At 67.1% G+C, this 16,151-nt stretch carries 12 protein-coding genes and 1 pseudogene; 8 read left to right on the top strand and 5 right to left on the bottom strand.

Annotated elements, in window-relative coordinates; genetic code table 11:
* The first annotated feature begins 158 nt into the window (after window positions 1-158).
* From FKQ52_RS14780 to aguB, 5 genes are all read left to right on the top strand, one after another.
* Window positions 159-1,337 carry an OmpA family protein gene (locus FKQ52_RS14780; RefSeq protein WP_141627889.1) on the top strand — a complete coding sequence of 393 codons (1,179 nt, stop codon included), beginning with the start codon at window positions 159-161 and terminating at the stop codon, window positions 1,335-1,337.
* A 337-nt stretch (window positions 1,338-1,674) separates the two neighbouring features.
* Entirely contained in the window at window positions 1,675-4,218 is a 2,544-nt protein-coding gene (locus FKQ52_RS14775; protein WP_141627888.1) for a TonB-dependent receptor, read from the top strand.
* A 308-nt stretch (window positions 4,219-4,526) separates the two neighbouring features.
* Window positions 4,527-5,528, top strand: coding sequence for an agmatine deiminase family protein (locus FKQ52_RS14770; RefSeq protein WP_141627887.1), 1,002 nt, complete (start codon window positions 4,527-4,529; stop codon window positions 5,526-5,528).
* 29 nt (window positions 5,529-5,557) lie between these two features.
* On the top strand, window positions 5,558-5,932 hold the full coding sequence (locus FKQ52_RS14765) for a four helix bundle protein (RefSeq protein WP_205750788.1): 375 nt from the start codon (window positions 5,558-5,560) through the stop codon (window positions 5,930-5,932).
* Window positions 5,933-5,978: 46 nt separating this feature from the next.
* Entirely contained in the window at window positions 5,979-6,851 is an 873-nt protein-coding gene (aguB, locus tag FKQ52_RS14760) for an N-carbamoylputrescine amidase (RefSeq protein WP_141627885.1), read from the top strand.
* On the opposite strand, the gene FKQ52_RS14755 is transcribed toward aguB, so the two are convergent.
* From FKQ52_RS14755 to FKQ52_RS14735, 5 genes and pseudogenes are all read right to left on the bottom strand, one after another.
* On the bottom strand, window positions 6,848-7,648 hold the full coding sequence (locus tag FKQ52_RS14755; RefSeq protein ID WP_141627884.1) for a PA-phosphatase: 801 nt from the start codon (window positions 7,646-7,648) through the stop codon (window positions 6,848-6,850). The genes aguB and FKQ52_RS14755 overlap by 4 nt on opposite strands.
* Window positions 7,633-8,124, bottom strand: coding sequence for a hypothetical protein (locus tag FKQ52_RS14750; protein ID WP_141627883.1), 492 nt, complete (start codon window positions 8,122-8,124; stop codon window positions 7,633-7,635). The genes FKQ52_RS14755 and FKQ52_RS14750 overlap by 16 nt, the downstream gene beginning before the upstream one ends.
* A 107-nt stretch (window positions 8,125-8,231) precedes the next feature.
* The gene (locus FKQ52_RS14745) at window positions 8,232-8,474 is read right to left on the bottom strand and encodes a ribonuclease (protein WP_141627882.1); all 243 of its coding nucleotides are present in this window, start codon (window positions 8,472-8,474) and stop codon (window positions 8,232-8,234) included.
* 219 nt (window positions 8,475-8,693) lie between these two features.
* Window positions 8,694-9,829 (bottom strand): annotated as a pseudogene (locus tag FKQ52_RS14740) (deoxyhypusine synthase).
* A gap of 40 nt (window positions 9,830-9,869) precedes the next feature.
* Window positions 9,870-11,135, bottom strand: coding sequence for a type III PLP-dependent enzyme (locus tag FKQ52_RS14735; RefSeq protein WP_141627880.1), 1,266 nt, complete (start codon window positions 11,133-11,135; stop codon window positions 9,870-9,872).
* A gap of 270 nt (window positions 11,136-11,405) precedes the next feature.
* On the opposite strand from FKQ52_RS14735, the gene FKQ52_RS14730 reads away from it, so the two are divergent.
* The 3 genes from FKQ52_RS14730 to phnD all read left to right on the top strand — a co-directional run bounded on the left by FKQ52_RS14730 (window position 11,406) and on the right by phnD (window position 16,138).
* Entirely contained in the window at window positions 11,406-14,189 is a 2,784-nt protein-coding gene (locus FKQ52_RS14730; RefSeq protein WP_141627879.1) for a pitrilysin family protein, read from the top strand.
* A gap of 138 nt (window positions 14,190-14,327) precedes the next feature.
* On the top strand, window positions 14,328-15,122 hold the full coding sequence (gene phnC / locus FKQ52_RS14725; RefSeq protein ID WP_141627878.1) for a phosphonate ABC transporter ATP-binding protein: 795 nt from the start codon (window positions 14,328-14,330) through the stop codon (window positions 15,120-15,122).
* Window positions 15,119-16,138 (top strand): phosphate/phosphite/phosphonate ABC transporter substrate-binding protein, encoded by a 1,020-nt coding sequence (gene phnD, locus FKQ52_RS14720; protein ID WP_141627877.1) that lies wholly within the window; start codon window positions 15,119-15,121, stop codon window positions 16,136-16,138. The genes phnC and phnD overlap by 4 nt, the downstream gene beginning before the upstream one ends.
* The last annotated feature ends 13 nt before the right edge of the window (window positions 16,139-16,151 follow it).

Genomic DNA, 16,151 nt, shown 5'->3' with positions numbered 1-16,151 from the left:
CGTGCTTCGTTCTACCCGTGGCGGCTGTAACCTTGCGGTCACGCTGAACATTGTTCCGCCATAGTCCGGCTCGACCTCGGGGAAATGGGCTGTTATGAAAGCTTAGCGGCGGCTCAAACGCCGTCCGAATTCATTTTGGCTGCGGAGGGCATCCACCAATGCGCGTTAAGACTTTCATTCTGGCGTCGAGCGCCGCCGGGGCCCTCGCCCTGTCGGCCGGTGTCGCCGCGGCCGAGCCGAACGGCTGGTACGGTGCGATTGACGCCGGTTACCACACCGTTGACGATCTGGAACTGACGTCGACGACGACGGGTCCGCAATGGGACTTCGAAGTCGACGATTCGTGGGCGGCCTTCGCCCGTCTGGGCTACCGGTTCGACCAGAACTGGCGCGTGGAACTCGAAGGCGGCTACCGTGACTCCGGCGAGCTCGGCGCGGTCACCAACCCGAACGGCAACGTTCCGACCGGCGTCTGCAACGTGGTTCCGGCCGCCGGCGCCTGCGAAAACCCGTCGGGCGAAATCTCCGCCACGACGTTCATGGCCAATGTGATCTACGACTTCGGCGACGAGTCGTGGGCGCTGCGTCCGTTCATCGGCCTGGGCGCCGGTGTGAACATCGTCGACACCAAGTTCATCGGCACCCTGGGCGGTCGCCGCACCACCGGCGTCGGCGCGGACGACACCTCGACCAAGCTGGCGGCGCAAGCCATCGCCGGCCTGGCCTGGGCGATCGGTGATCGGGCCCATCTGGACCTGACCTACCGCTATCTGATGTCGAACATGGAGTTCAACACCTTCGTGTCGGTCCCGGCCGACGCGTCGCTGGTGGGTCCGTTCGCCGGTCGTTACGACGACAGCCACACCATCTCGCTGGGCCTGCGCTATGCGTTCGGCGCGGATGAAGCTCCGCTTCCGCCGCCCCCGCCGCCCCCGCCGCCCCCGCCTCCGCCGCCCCCGCCGCCGCCTCCTCCGCCCCCGCCGCCTCCGCCGGTGCAGGCGAACCGTGAGTTCGTGGTGTACTTCGACTGGGATCGCTCGGACCTGACGGCCGAAGCCCAGTCGGTGGTCACGCAGGCCGCCAACTACGCCAAGTCGGGTCGTCCGACGCGCATCCTGATCGTCGGCCACGCCGACACCTCGGGTTCGGCGGCGTACAACATCGGCCTGTCGAACCGTCGTTCGCGCACCGTGGCTGACGCCCTGGTCGCCCAGGGCGTCAACGGCGGCGTGATCTCGCTGGACGGCAAGGGTGAAACCGAGCTGGCCCGCGCCACCGCCGACGGCGTGCGTGAGCCGCTCAACCGTCGCGCCACCATCGGCATCAACTTCCGTTAATCCGGAAGTCGCCGACAAGGCAGCACTACAGAGCCGCCGGTCCTCGAAAGAGGGCCGGCGGTTTTGCATTTCCGCGCTGAAATCTTCCGGGCCTCAATCCTGCCCCGGTGGGGGGCGCACAGTCTCTTCGTGGACACAGTCCGGGTACGGATCGGATTTCATCCACAATTGTGCGCCGCAACAAAGGTGTGTCTCCCCGGCCACCCCCGCGCCTTGTCATATCACTGTCACATCAGTGTCGTCCCACTTTCCGACGTCGCGCCTAAGGGGGGCGTGATTTCGTCCGGCCCTCGCCGGCCGGCGGGCATTTCGCCCAACTCATCGGGGATAGATGACTATGACGAACCGCAAACGCGCGTTCTGGGCGACCACCGCCCTCTTCAGCGGCCTGCTTCTCGCCGGCGCCGCCTCGGCTCAATCGACCGGTACGGAAGCGACCGAAGCGACCACCCTCGGCGAAGTCGTCGTCACGGGCGCGCGCGGCCAGCGCAACATCGACGGTCTGGCCGTCGCTGAAACCGTCGCCAAGACGCGCAACACGGTCACCCAAGAGTTCATCTCGACCCAGACCCCGGGTCAAACGATCCTGCAGACCCTGAACGTCACTCCGGGCCTCAGCTTCACCAACACCGATCCGTATGGCTCGTCGGGCGGCAACATCCGCCTGCGCGGCTTCGACGGCGCCCGCGTGTCGCTGACCTTCGACGGCATTCCGCTGAACGACACCGGCAACTACTCGTCGTACACCAACCAGCAGCTGGACCCGGAACTGATCGAGCGCGCCTCGGTCAACACCGGTTCGACCGACGTCGACAGCCCGACCGCCGCGGCCACCGGCGGCACCATCAACTACCAGACCCTGCGCCCGACCGCCGACATGGGCGGCTGGCTCCAGACCTCGTTCGGCGACTTCGACTACCGTCGCTTCATGGGCCTGTTCAACACCGGCGAGTTCGGCCCGTGGGGCACCTCGGCCTGGTTCGCCGTCTCGCGTCAGGACTACGACAAGTTCAAGGGCCGCGGCAGCCTGCAAAAGACCCAGTTCAACGCGCGCATCTATCAGCCGCTGGGCGACAATGGCGACTTCCTGTCGCTGGCCGGTCACTGGAACGAGAACCGCAACAACAACTACCTCGGGCCGAACCTCGGCACCGCTGACGGTTCCATCCTGCCGCAAGTCGAAACCGACCCGCGCGGTTGGGATGTCGACTTCAACGACACCTACCTGCCGTACCCGGTCGTCGGCGCCAACGCCGCCAGCTACACCGGCCGCAACGGCGTCGCCGACGTCGATCCGTCGGGCAACAGCAACTTCTACGGCCTGCGCATCAACCCGTCGAACACGGGCAACATCCGCGGTCAGTCGCGCTTCACCCTGATGGACGGCCTTGTCCTGACGGTTGACCCGTCGTTCCAGTACACCCTGGCCAACGGCGGCACCGGCCAGACGGTTCTGTCGGAAACCGACCGCCTGCTGCGTGGCGTCAACGCCGCCGCCGCCGGCTTCGACCTGAACGGCGACGGCGACACCCTGGACAGCGTCCGCGTCCACGCCACCAACAACACCAACACGCACCGCTACGGCCTGAACAGCTCGCTGATCTGGGACCTGAACGACGATCACCGCCTGCGCTTCGCCTATGCGCTGGACTTCGGTCGTCACCGTCAGACCGGCCAGTACGGCCGCATCAACCGTTCGAACCCGCAGAACCCGCGCTTCGTCGACTGGTTCGCCGGCCGTAACGACGAGAACAACCGCATCATCAACCGTGACGGCTACGAACTGCGTACCCGTGACCGTCTGTCGATCGCGGAACTGAACCAGTTCTCGCTGGAATACCGCGGCCAGTTCCTGGACGACGCCCTGACCATCAACGTCGGCGTCCGCGCCCCGTTCTTCCGTCGTGAGCTGAACCAGTACTGCTACTCGCAGAACGCCTCGTCGAACGTCCTGTGCACCACCGAAGTGCCGAACGCCCCGCTGGCCAACGGTAACGTGACCTTCGCCGGTCGCGGCACCACCCAGTACGTCGCTCCGTACCAACGTGAAGTGAAGTTCGACGACATCCTGCCGAACCTGGGCGCCAGCTTCCGCTTCGGCGAAGGCCACTCGGTGTACGTTTCGTACGCTGAAACCCTGTCGGCTCCGCGTACGGACAGCCTGTACATCGTCGCCCGTCAGGCCGACGGTTCGCTGGCCGCCCCGGGCGTTCAACCCGAGAAGGGCCAGAACTTCGACGTCGGCTACCGCTACAGCTCGTCGACCCTGGTCGGCACGGCGTCGGTCTTCGCCAACAACGAAGACAACCGCATCGTCAACACCTTCGACGAAGACCTCGGCACCTTCGTGGACCGCAACGTCGGTTCGGTTGAGCGTTGGGGCGTTGAAGGTTCGCTGGGCTGGTCGCCGATCGAGGCCCTGAGCCTCTACGCTTCGGCCACCTACATGCAGACCGAGCTGCAGGACGACTACATCTACAGCTACACCGGCACGACCCCGAACATCCTGCCCACCAAGGGCAAGGAACTGGTGGAAACGCCGGAATGGATGTTCGCGGCTCGCGTGAACTACGAGTTCACCAACTGGCTCGAAGCCGGCCTGCAGGCCAAGTACACCGGCGAGCGTTGGGTCACCGACGTCAACGACATGAAGGTTGACGCCTTCACCACCGTCGACGCCAACGTCCGCATCGATCTGGCGCCCTTCGGCTACGAAGGCACCTTCGTCCAGATCAACGCCGACAACGTCTTCGACGAGAACTACTACGCCAACCTCGGCACCCGCGCTTCGGCGACCCCGGGCACCCTGGGTTACAGCCAGCCCTTCGCTTCGGTCGGCGCTCCGCGCACGATCTCGGCGACCCTGCGGGTGGCCTTCTAAGTCCGGACTTCGGTCTGAACTGAAAAAGATCGGGGGCGGTCCGGAAACGGGCCGCCCTCTTTCTTTGTTGGAAGGGCGCTATCGCTCGGCTCGCGGAGCCTCGCTGCCTGAGCGCGGCTTTCCCGCTTGGGTAGGCGAGAATTCGACGACGGTTTTTCGGTGATTTCGACGACGTCGAAGAACGATTCCGACGATTGCGACGACGAAGTTCGGCGCGTCATTCGACCTCCCGCGTTGAAGTCGGGGTCCGGGGTGTCTATCTGGCGCGGCTGGCCCGCCTTCGCCGCTGACAAGGATTGCTTTCAACCATGACCACGCCTGTTCCCGCCGAATGGTCGCCGCACCGCGCGATGTGGGTCGGCTGGCCCAGCCATGGCGAGCTGTGGGAGGACAATCTCGAACCGGCGCAGGCCGAGGTCGAGGCGCTGGTCCGCGCCCTGGCCGGTCCGGGCCGCGAGCAGGTCAAGCTGATGGTCGGCAAGGCCGAGGCGCTGGACGCGGCTCGCGACCGCTTCGCCGATGTGGGTGCTGTCGAGGTCGTCGACGGCCGCTTCGGCGACATCTGGCTGCGGGACACCGGCCCGATCTTCGGCGCCGGCTCGACCCGCGCCGCCGCCTTCCGCTTCAATGGCTGGGGCGGCAAGTACGACCTCGAGCATGATGACACGGTCGCCACCCAGATCGGCGAGGCCTCGGGCGTGCCGCTGGATCGCAACGACTTCATCCTGGAAGGCGGCGCGCTGGACCACGACGGGGAGGGGACCATCCTGACCACCCGCCAGTGCCTGCTGAACGCCAACCGCAACACCGGCTGGACCGAGGCGACGGCCGAAGCCGAACTGGCCGGGGCGCTGGGTGCCCGCAAGGTGCTGTGGCTGGGGGACGGTCTGTTCAACGATCACACCGACGGTCACGTCGACAACCTGGCCCGCTTCGTCGCGCCCGGCGTGGTGGCCTATCCCGTCGCCTGGGGCCGGGGCGATCCCAATGACGATGTTTACGCCGCCGTCGCCCGCGCCCTGTCGGAGATGACCGACGCCGAGGGTCGCAAGATCCGCCTCCTGCCCCTTCCGTCGCCGGGCTTCGTCGGCGACGAGGATGAAAGGCCCATCCCCGCCAGCCACATGAATTTCCTCATCGCCAACGGCGCGGTCATCGTCCCGACCTACGGTGATGATCGTGCGGCCAAGCTCGCCTGTGAGGGATTGGCCACCATCTATCCGGACCGCGAAATCATTCCTCTGTCGTCGATCGCCATCCTCACCGGCGGCGGCTCGTTCCATTGTATCTCGCAGCAAGAGCCAGCGTGAGGCGGGGTGAAAGTGCTAGTGAGCAAGGAGTGAGCAACGAACCTCCCCGCAGCCACCGTGACCTAAAAGTCTGGCAGATATCGCTGGACCTGACGGAAACGCTTTACCGACTGACTACGGACTGGCCGAAACATGAGCAGTACGGACTTGTCAGCCAGGTCAGGCGGGCAGCGGTTTCCGTTCCAGCGAACATTGCTGAGGGATCCGGGCGTCGAACGCAGGGAGAGTTCAGGCATTTTGTCGGGATTGCCCGCGGCTCTCTGGCTGAACTTGAAACCTTGCTGATCGTGGCCCGTAGGCTCGATTATGTGGACGAGCCCACGTACCGGGCCATTTTCAACGACCTGCTTGAACTGGGCAGGATGGCGACCGGACTTCTCCGATCTCTTGAGGAGCGGCGATGATCGCTCACTTCTCGCTCACTAGCACTCTTCACCAAAGGGCCGTCCAATGACCCGAACAGTCACCGTCGCCGCCATTCAGACCTCCTACGGTTCCGAGGATCTGCAAGCCAACATCGACAAGACCGTCGGTTTCATCCGCGAGGCAGCCGCCGAGGGCGCGCAGGTGATCCTGCCGTCCGAGCTGTTCCAGGGGCCCTACTTCTGCGTCTCGCAGGAGGAGAAGTGGTTCGGCGCGGCCTATCCGTGGCGCGAGCATCCGGCCGTGGTCCAGCTGCAGCCGCTGGCGAAGGAGCTGGGCGTGGTCATCCCCGTCTCGATCTATGAGCGGGAGGGGCCGCACTACTTCAACTCGCTGGTGATGATCGACGCCGACGGCTCGCTGATGGGCGTCTATCGCAAGAGCCATATTCCGGACGGCCCGGGGTATCAGGAGAAGTATTACTTCCGGCCCGGCGACACCGGCTTCAAGGTCTGGGACACGCAGTTCGGCCGCATCGGCGTCGGCATCTGCTGGGACCAGTGGTACCCGGAGACCGCCCGTGCGATGATGCTGCAGGGTGCCGAAATCCTGATGTACCCGACCGCCATCGGCACCGAGCCGCATGACGACACGCTCGATACGGCGGCGCCGTGGCAGCGCGCCATGCAGGGCCACGCCGTCTCCAACGTCGTGCCGGTCATCGGCGCCAACCGGATCGGCCATGAGCAGGTGACCGAGGCGGGCCAGACCTTCTACGGCCACTCCTTCATCGCCAACCATCGCGGTGATCTGGTCGAGAGCTTCGGCGCGACGGACGAGGGCGTGCTGGTGCACACCTTCGATCTGGACTTCCTGGATCGGCACCGCGCCGCCTGGGGCTTCTTCCGCGACCGCCGCACCGATCTGTACGGCGCACTGGCAACGGGCCGCCCGGCCTAGTTCAGCGGCGGGGGCAGGCGTTCACGCAGCGCCCACTGCTCGGCGGCGCAGGAGGGGTTGGCCAGCCCCTCCGCACGGGCCGCCGCGACCTCCGCACGGGCGGCCTCCAGGTCCTCGGCGAAGCCGGGCTCTGCCGAGGCGCGGGCATACAGCGCCCGACCGATCCGTTCGCCGTCCGCGACGTCGCTGTGCCAGTTCATGCGGCATACCATGCGGCTCTGGCCGATCACCCGGCCCATGCCGCGCAACCGGCTTTGCTGATCGGGGACCAGGGTCGCGAACATCTCACTGTAGGCCGCTCCCGCGACCGCTGCGGCCGCGGGCCAGGACGGGCTGTCGCGCATTTCGTCCGTGATCCGCTGGCAGGGCTGAAGGGACGGGTCCACGCTGATCGGTCGGGGGCGGGGATAGGCCGTCGCCAGCCGCCGGGTGACGCTGTCGGTATCCACCAGCAGCCGGTTCATCAGCCGGGTCAGGGCCGGACGCGGGTGCTGGTTCAGGCGCGTGCCGAGGATGCAGTCAAAATGCTGGGCGGCCTCGGGCGCGCGAATCTCGGCCTGCGAGATGGCCAGCCACCAGCGATCCGAGCCGGGACCGCGTCCGGGCGGTCCCTCGACCCATTCGAGGGGCTGGGGCGAAGGGGTGAACCCGCCTGCAAAAGTCAGTAGGTCCGCGTCGTCCAGATAGCCCGCCGACGGCAGGCCCACGGGGGCAGCCCGCGTCATGGTGTTGGTGCAGGCGCCGGTCAGCAGGATCAGCGCTGAAAGGGCGCTGACCCGGATCAGCCGCCGGTCCACGACAGCAGAACGTCGGTCGGGCCGCCGTCGACCGGGGTGGCGACCACGTTCAGCAGCTTGTCGCCGCCGTCGCCGGCGGAGTAGCCGCGCGCGCCGTCGCTGTTCAGGCTGTTGATCGGCTTCAGACCCGCGGCGTCGGCGCGCTGACGATAGAATTCGACGACCTGATCGGGGGTGGCGTCGGTCGAGAACGACAGGATGCCGCCGGGACCCGCGGGGCTCATGCCCGGGGTGGCGTCGCCCTTGGGCTCGCCGCCCGGATAGATCACGGCGTACTCGGGAGCGCCTGCGGCGGCCGGGGCCGGCGTTCCGGGGGGCGGCGGGGTCGTCGAAGGACCGGCGGCCGCGTCGGCCTCGCTCATGCCTCCGGCAGGGGTGGCGTCCACCGGGGTGGCAGCCTTGTCCTCAACCTTCTCACCGCAACCGGCCATGACGATGGCCGCCGAAAACGCGGCGGCCCAAAGCATGCGCTTCATCCCGTACCTGTCCTTGAGACTGAATTTTCTGGCTCTACCGTGGCCCAGACCTGCGGCGGCGGCAAGGCGGTACGGGGCCGTTTCGACGACCGATAGTGGCGAAGATGTCAGCCTTTGTCGCCATCCGCGCTGCCCTGCCGGGCCAGTCCGGCGTTGACTTCGTCCTGATCGGGGTCGTTGTCGGAGCCCGTCGCCGCGCCGCCCTGCAGCGAGCCGGCGCGGGTGTCCGAGCCCATGTCCGAACCACTCAGGGCCTCAATCAGGGCGTCCGGCGTCCGGCCCAGATCGGGCTTCTCGCCCATATCATCCGCCTCACGGGCGTCTTCGGTGATCGGCGGCTGGTTCGTCATGGCGGGCTCCTTCGCCGACATAGCGGGCGAAGGCGGTGGGGGTTCCCGATCAAGGGGGGGGGACGAGTGAGCGGGGCGTGAGCAAGGAAGTGAGCCGCTTTAGCGGCTATTGGTGGGGTCCGGCTCACCGCTGGCTCACCAGCACTTTTCACGGATCGATGTCGGACAGCAAAAAGGGGCCGGATCGCTCCGGCCCCCTCCAGTTTTTTTGGGCAGGTTTTACTTGCCGAACAGCTTGGCCCAGCGGCGCTTGTCGCGGTTCTTCCAGGTCCCGCGGTGATAGGCGTCCGAGCCGATCAGCGGCACGACCGTGGTGGCTTCGGCGAAGACCATCTGCTCGTGCGTGGTCTGGACCTTGCCCCACGAGGCGGCTTCCTTGAGCGTCGAGGACGAGCAGGCGCCGTCACGCACGTCGGCGACGGTGATCTGCACGGCATAGCGGTGCATCTCGGCCTCGATGCCGAGGATTTCGGCGCAGACGACGGTGTCCTGGGCGAAGTTCTTCGGCACGCCGCCGCCGACCATGAACAGGCCGGTGACGCCCGCGGCGATCTTGATGTCGGTCAGTTCGCGGAAGTCGGCGACCGCATCGATCATCAGGTACGGCTTGCCTTCAGCCATACGCTCCTTCTGGTGCTTCACCAGACCGAAGCCGGCCGAGGAGTCGACGAAGGCCGGGCAGAAGATCGGCACGCCTTCTTCATAGGCGGTCTGGATCAGCGAGCCGGGCTTCTTGGCGTTGCCTTCCGACAGCCACTTGCCCATTTCCCAGATGAACTCACGCGACGAGTAGCCGCGCGGCTCCAGACGGTTGCAGATTTCCAGGATAGTGTGATCGCAGGCCTGGAGTTCTTCCTCGTCGATGTAGGTGTCGTAGATCCGGTCGATGTAGTTGTCGCGCAGGACGTTGTCGTCCACCTCGCCGGCGGCCTGGTAGTGCTTGAAGCCGAGGGCTTCGAAGAAGTCCATGTCGACGATCGAGGCGCCGGTGGCGACCACGGCGTCGATCATGCCGAACTTCACCATGTCGCGGTACACGTGCATGCAGCCGCCGGCCGAGGTCGAGCCGGCCAGGATCAGCCACGGCGAGCAGTCCTTGTCTTCCAGCGCCATGTTGAAGATGTCGGCGGCGCGGGCGGTGTCGCGCGACGAGAACGACATCTTGCGCATGCTGTCGATGATCGGGCGGGCGTCGAATGAGGTGATGTCGACGTGCTCCACGGTGTTCTGGAGGAGCTGGGCCTTCTGGTTCGATTGAACGGGAGCGTTCATTGCAAGGGTTTCCCTTTGGTCTTGAGCGCCCGTCGTTTGAATAGAGAACAGCGGCCCGGACGGAGCGACGGGCCGCTGTTTATATGGAACGCCTGAGCGACGCTTTCGCGTCAGCGTGACTGTTTACCGGCGCGACTTCTTGCGCTGGCCGGCCTTGCCCTTGGGACGCGACAGGCGAACGACCTTGCGGGCCTGCTCTTCCGCCGTGGTGCGCACGGTCGGGATGGAGCGCGGCGCCAGGCCGTACAGCGAGGCCATCGGGGCGTCCTCGACCGCGGCGATGTCATGCTCGCCATAGCCGTTGAAGCCGGTCGTCATAGCGACGCCGTAGGCGCCGAGCATGCCGATCTCGATGAAGTCGCCTTCCTGCACATCGGCCGGCAGCCAGAACGGTCCCGGCATGTGGTCGATCGAGTCGCAGGTCGGGCCGTAGAAGCGGAAGGGCTTCAGATCGCTGGAGCTGTCACCGTCCCGGACCAGCTTGGTCGGGAAGGGCCAGCGCGAGTGGGTCGCGTCGAACAGCGAGCCGTAGGAGCCGTCGTTCAGATACAGGGCGTCGCCCTTGCGCAGGTCGACGCGGCACAGGACCGACGAGGACTCGGCGACCAGCGAACGGCCGGGCTCGCACCACAGCTCGGTCGTTTCCGACACGGGCATCTCGCGGAAGCCCCGGTGGATGGCGTCGGCGTATTCGCTCATGTCCGGCGGGACCATGCCCGGATAGACCGAGGGGAAGCCGCCGCCGACATCGACGATGTCCACGAACACGCCGGCGCGGCTGATGGCGCGGCCGACCTGGGCCATGGCGGCCTCATAGGCGGAGGGCCTCATGCACTGCGAGCCGACGTGGAAACAGACGCCCATCAGCCCGTCCTTCACCGCCTGGCGGGTGGCCAGCAGCAGGGACGGGGCCTGGTCCGGCGAGACGCCGAACTTGCCCGACAGGGAATAGGCCGCGCCGTCCGCCGACACCGCCATGCGAACCAGCAGGTTCAGGTCGGTCGCGCCGCCGGTCGACTCGATGATCTTTTGCAGCTCGTCATGGCTGTCGAGCGAGAAGGTGCGGACGCCATGGTCGAAATAGGCCCTGGTGATCGCGCCGCGGCTCTTGACCGGGTGCATGAAGGCCAGACGCGCGTCAGCGCTGACCGAACGAACCAGCTCGATCTCGCCGATGGAGGCGACGTCAAAGGCGGTGACGCCCGCTTCGATCAGGGTCTCGATGACCCAGGGTGAAGGGTTCGCCTTCACCGCATAGAAGACGTCAGCTTTCAGATTGTCCTGGAACCAGCGCGCCGCTACGGAAACCGAACGCGGTCGCACGAGGGCGACGGGGCGTTCAGGGGACCGCTCGCGGACCAGGTCCAGGGGAAATGGATACGTGCGCAATTCACGTAAACCCCTGTAATTGTTAAACCCAGACCGGCGTTAGCAGCGCAACGTTAGACCTACGGGGTCCGCCGGAAGGCGCGATATGAGGTCATACGACTGTCATGTAAAGCGGTTTTTTCTAGGCGGCCGTTGAGTTTGCGGGGAATTTATCCGCATGCGGATCGAGCGTCATGAGGCGGCCAGGCTGGCGCGTGTGACAGAGCCGTAACTTGGCGCCGGTCGAGGCGCTGATAGGGTTCGCCGGGACAACATCCGGGGGATCCATCCATGCGTCGCGCCGCCCTTCTCGCCGCCGTCTTCCTAGCCGTCACACCGTGGCAGGCGCAGGCCCAGGTTCCGGCCTCCGAACTGGCCCGCAGCGTCGATATTCCGTTCGAGGAGTTCACCCTCGACAACGGCCTGCGCGTCGTCGTGCACACCGACCGCAAGGCGCCGGTCGTGGCCATCCACGCCTGGTACAATGTCGGCTCCAAGGATGAGCCACAGGGCCAGACCGGCTTTGCTCACCTGTTCGAACACATCGGCCTGTTCAATCCGACGGAGAACGTGCCGGGCGGCCTGATGGAGCCCCTGCGGGCCATGGGCGCGACCGACTGGAACGGCACCACATGGTTCGACCGGACCAACTTCTTCCAGACCGTCCCGACCTCGGCGGTCGAGCAGGCGCTCTATATGGAGAGCGACCGGATGGGCCACCTGCTGGGCGCGCTCAGCCAGGAGCGGCTCGATAACCAGCGCGGCGTCGTCCAGAACGAAAAGCGCCAGGGCGACAACCAGCCCTACGGTCTCGTCTACTACACGGTGCTCGAGACCCTGTTCCCGGAGGGGCATCCCTACCGCCACTCGACCATCGGCTCGATGGCCGATCTGGACGCCGCCAGTCTGGAAGACCTGCGCCAGTGGCACCGCGACAACTACGGCCCGAACAACGCCGTGCTGGTGCTGGCGGGCGATATTGATGTCGCCACGGCCCGGACGCTGGTGAACCGCTACTTCGGCCACATCCCGCGCGGGGCGCAGAATGAGCCGGCGCAGGCCGACATTCCGACCCTGCCCGCGCGTGTCGACAAGCTGCTGCACGATCGTGTGCCGAACACCCAGCTGTCGCGGACATGGGTGGTTCCGGGTCTGCTGTCGGAAGAAGCGGCCTCGCTCGACATCGCGGCCAGCGTCTTCGGCGGTCTGGCCAGCTCGCGCCTCGACAATGCGCTGGTGCGCGGCGAGGAGACCGCCACCTCGGTCAGTTCCAGCTACCAGGCCTTCCAGCGGCTGGGGATGTTCGATCTGGATGTGAATGTGAAGCCGGGCGGCGACGCTGACGCGGTCTCCGCGCGGCTGGACCAGTTGCTGGCCGACTATATCGCCAACGGCCCGACGCAGGCCGAGGTCGAGCGGGCCGTCACCCGCCGCATCTCGGGCACGCTACAGGCGCTGGAGCCGACCGGCGGCTTCGGCGGCAAGGCCGTGACGCTCGCCGAGGGCGAGCTTTACGCCGACGATCCCGGCTTCTATCGTCGCCAGCTGGCCGCCTATGGCGCGGTGACGCCCGCTTCGGTGAAGGCCGCCATGCAGCGCTGGCTGACCCGCCCGACGCTGGCGATCCGGGTCGAGCCGGGTGAACGCGAAGCCTATGTCGAGGCGGCGGACAACCGTCCGGCCCCGGCCCCCGCCGCACCCCTGCCGATCACCCCGCGCGCGCCCATGCCCGCCGTCGGTGAGATGCGTCCGCTGGCCTTCCCGACGACCGAGCGCGCCCGCCTGTCGAACGGGATCGAGGTCGTCTATCTGCGCTCGACCACGGTGCCGATCACCCGCGTGGCGGTGGAGTTCGACGCCGGTCTCGCCGCCGATCCGGCGGATGAACTGGGCACGCAGACCCTGATGCTGGGCCTGCTGAAGGAAGCCGCCGGCGACCGCGACGCCGCCCAGATCGCCGAGCGCGAGGAACAGCTGGGCGCCTCTGTCAGCACCGGCGCGTCCATGGACCGCACGGTCGTCAGCCTGACTTCGCCGACCGCCAACCTCGATCCGTCGCTGGCCCTGCTGGGCGACGTCATCCGCCGCCCGGCCTTCCGTCCCGCCGACATCGAACGTCGCCGGGCGCAACAGCTGGCCACCATCGCGCAGGAACGCAGCTCGCCCAACGGTCTGGCCGCGCGCGCATGGCCCGCGCTGGTCTTCGGGACGGAGCATCCCTACGGCCGTCCGATGAGCGGACTGGGCTCGCCCGACACCGTCGGCGCGATCAGTCGTGAGGACCTGCAAGCCTTCCACGCCAACTGGATTCGCCCGGACACCGCCCAGATATTCGTCGTGTCGGACAAGCCGCTGTCGGAGATCACCGCCCTGCTGGACGCCCATCTGGGCCAGTGGGTCCCATCGGCCACGCCGCACGGGGTGAAGAATTTCGACGCCGCCATCCCGGCGGCCCAGCCGCGCATCGTTCTGGTCGACCGGCCCCAGTCGCCGCAGTCGATCATCGTCGGCGCCATGGTCCTGCCGACGACGGGGCATCAGGACCGGGTGGTGTTCAACGCCGCCAACGAGGCCATCGGCTCGGGCTTCCTGTCGCGTATCAATCAGGACATCCGCGAGACCCGCGGTTGGTCCTACGGCCTCGGCGGCAACGCCGCCGGGCTTGAACATCAGGTGCCCTACATCATCTCCGCGCCGGTCCAGTCGAACCGAACGGGCGAGTCGGTGCAGGTGCTGATTGACCAGTACCGCGCCTTCCTGTCTGACCGGGGCGTCTCCGCCGCCGAGCGCGAGCGGATCGTCAACGCCAACGTCCGCCAGCTACCGGGCCAGTTCGAGACCTCGGCGGCCCTGATGGGAGCCCTGCGCTCCATGGCGCTGTACGGCCGTCCGGACGATTACTGGACCACGCTGGCGCCCCGCTATGAGGCGCTGGATCAGGCCGCGCTGGACGCGGAGGCCCGTCGCCTGTTCGGCGAAGCGCCCTTCGTCTGGGTGGTGGTCGGCGACGCCGCGACGGTTCGTCCGCAACTGGAGGCCCTGGGCCTGCCGGTCGAGGTGCGGGCCGCGCAGTAGGGGCAGGGCGGGTGCGGGGGCGTGTCCCCCGCGCCGTTCCGCTGGACGAAAACGACGCAGGCATGCCATTAAGACTTGCCTCGCACGCCTTCACGGGCGATGCGGCGCGCCCTTTTGCAACCGCATCCCCGCGTGCTCATGACCTCAGCCACCGTAGCCGTCGCGTCCGTCAAGGACGTGTCCAAGACCTTCGGCGCCCGCAAGGCCCTGAACGGCGTCTCCGTCGAGGTCGGCGCAGGCGAGATGGTCGCCCTGATCGGCCCCTCGGGTTCCGGCAAGTCGACGCTTCTGCGTTCGATCACCGGGCTGCAGTCGATCGACCCGGGCGGCACCATCTCCGTCTTCGGTGAGGTGGTTCAGAAGGACGGCCGCGTGACCGGCAGGGTCCGCGCCGCGCGCCAGAAGCTGGGCATGATCTTCCAGCAGTTCAATCTGGTCGGTCGCCTGTCGCTGTTCTCCAACGTCATGCTCGGCGCGCTCGGCCGTCTGCCGGGCTGGCGGGGTCTGTTCGGCGCCTGGCCGACGGCCGACAAGGACCGCGCCATGGCCGCCCTGCACCGCGTGGGCGTGTCGGACTACGCGGCCCAGCGCGCCAACACCCTGTCGGGCGGTCAGCAGCAGCGCGGCGCCATCGCCCGCGCCATCGTGCAGGGCGCCCAGGCCATTCTGGCCGATGAGCCCGTCGCCTCGCTGGACCCGGTTTCGGCCCGCAAGGTGATGGAGCTGCTGGTTGAGCTGAACAAGCGCGACGGCCTCGGCGTCATCGTCACCCTGCACCAGGTCGACTACGCCATCCGCTACTGCGAGCGCGTGATCGCCCTTCAGAAGGGCAAGGTGGTCTACGACGGTCCGTCGACCGGTCTGGACACCGCGCGTCTGATCGAAATCTACGGGCCGGAGTTCGAGGACGCCTTCTGGGAAGCCAAGGCATGATCCTGTCCGGCTGGACGCGCCATAACGGCAACGGCGCTGCCGCCGTGGTCGCCCTGGCCCTGTCCGGCCTGGCCCTCGCCGCCTGCGGCGAGCGCGACGGGGTGTCCGGAAAGTCCGCCGAGACGATCAGCTTCTCCATCCTGTCAGCCCAGGGGCAGGCCTCGGCCGGGCCCCTGTGGCAGCCGTTGCTGGACGATATGTCCAAGGCCATCGGCGCGCCGGTGGAGCCGCATTTCGCCTCGACCTACGCCGCCCTCGTCGAGGATATGAAGCGGGGGCAGGTTCAGGCCGGCTGGTTCTCGGCACAGCCCGCCATTGACGCCATCCGCGACGCCGACGCCGAACTGATCGCCCGCACCGTCAGTCCTGACGGTCTGGAGAGCTATCGCGCCACCCTGATCGTCAAGGCGGGCTCGGGCATCACGCTGGAAAGCGTCATGGCCTGCGGTCGCCGCTACAGCTTCGGCATCGGCGACGCCCAGTCGACCTCGGGTACTCTGGCTCCGGTGACCTGGCTGTTCAATCCGCGCGGCATCGACCCGGAGCGGTGCTTCTCCACCGTCCGGTCGAACAACCACGAGCGCAACGCCTTCGAGGTCGCCTCCGGCGTGCTGGACGTGGCCACCTCCAACACTGTCAGCGCCGCCGCCCTGCGCGCCCAGAACCCGACGCTGGCCGAACAGATCCAGGTCATCTGGCAGTCGCCCCCGATCCCGGAGGGCGGCATCGTCGTCCGTGAGGATCTGGACCCGGCGATCAAGGAGAAGATCCGCAGCTTCTTCCTGACCTACGGGCAGGGGAACGGGGTCGAGGCCGAGCGCCAGCGTCAGGTTCTGGCCGGCCTGCGCTACTCGCGATTCAACGCCGCCGACGACGATTATCTGGACCCGGTCCGCGAGATGATGGCCGACCAGAGACTGACCGCCGCCCGCGCCGCCCGTGACGCCGAAGGCGTCGCCGCGGCCGAGCAGGAACTGCAAAGCCTTCGGGCGAAACGACGTGAGGTTCAGCCGTGAACCCCCTCCAGAC

The sequence above is a fragment of the Brevundimonas sp. M20 genome (assembly GCF_006547065.1).
GTDB lineage: Bacteria > Pseudomonadota > Alphaproteobacteria > Caulobacterales > Caulobacteraceae > Brevundimonas.
Note: the sequence above shows the minus strand (reverse complement) of the source record. Positions and strands in the feature narration are given on the sequence as shown.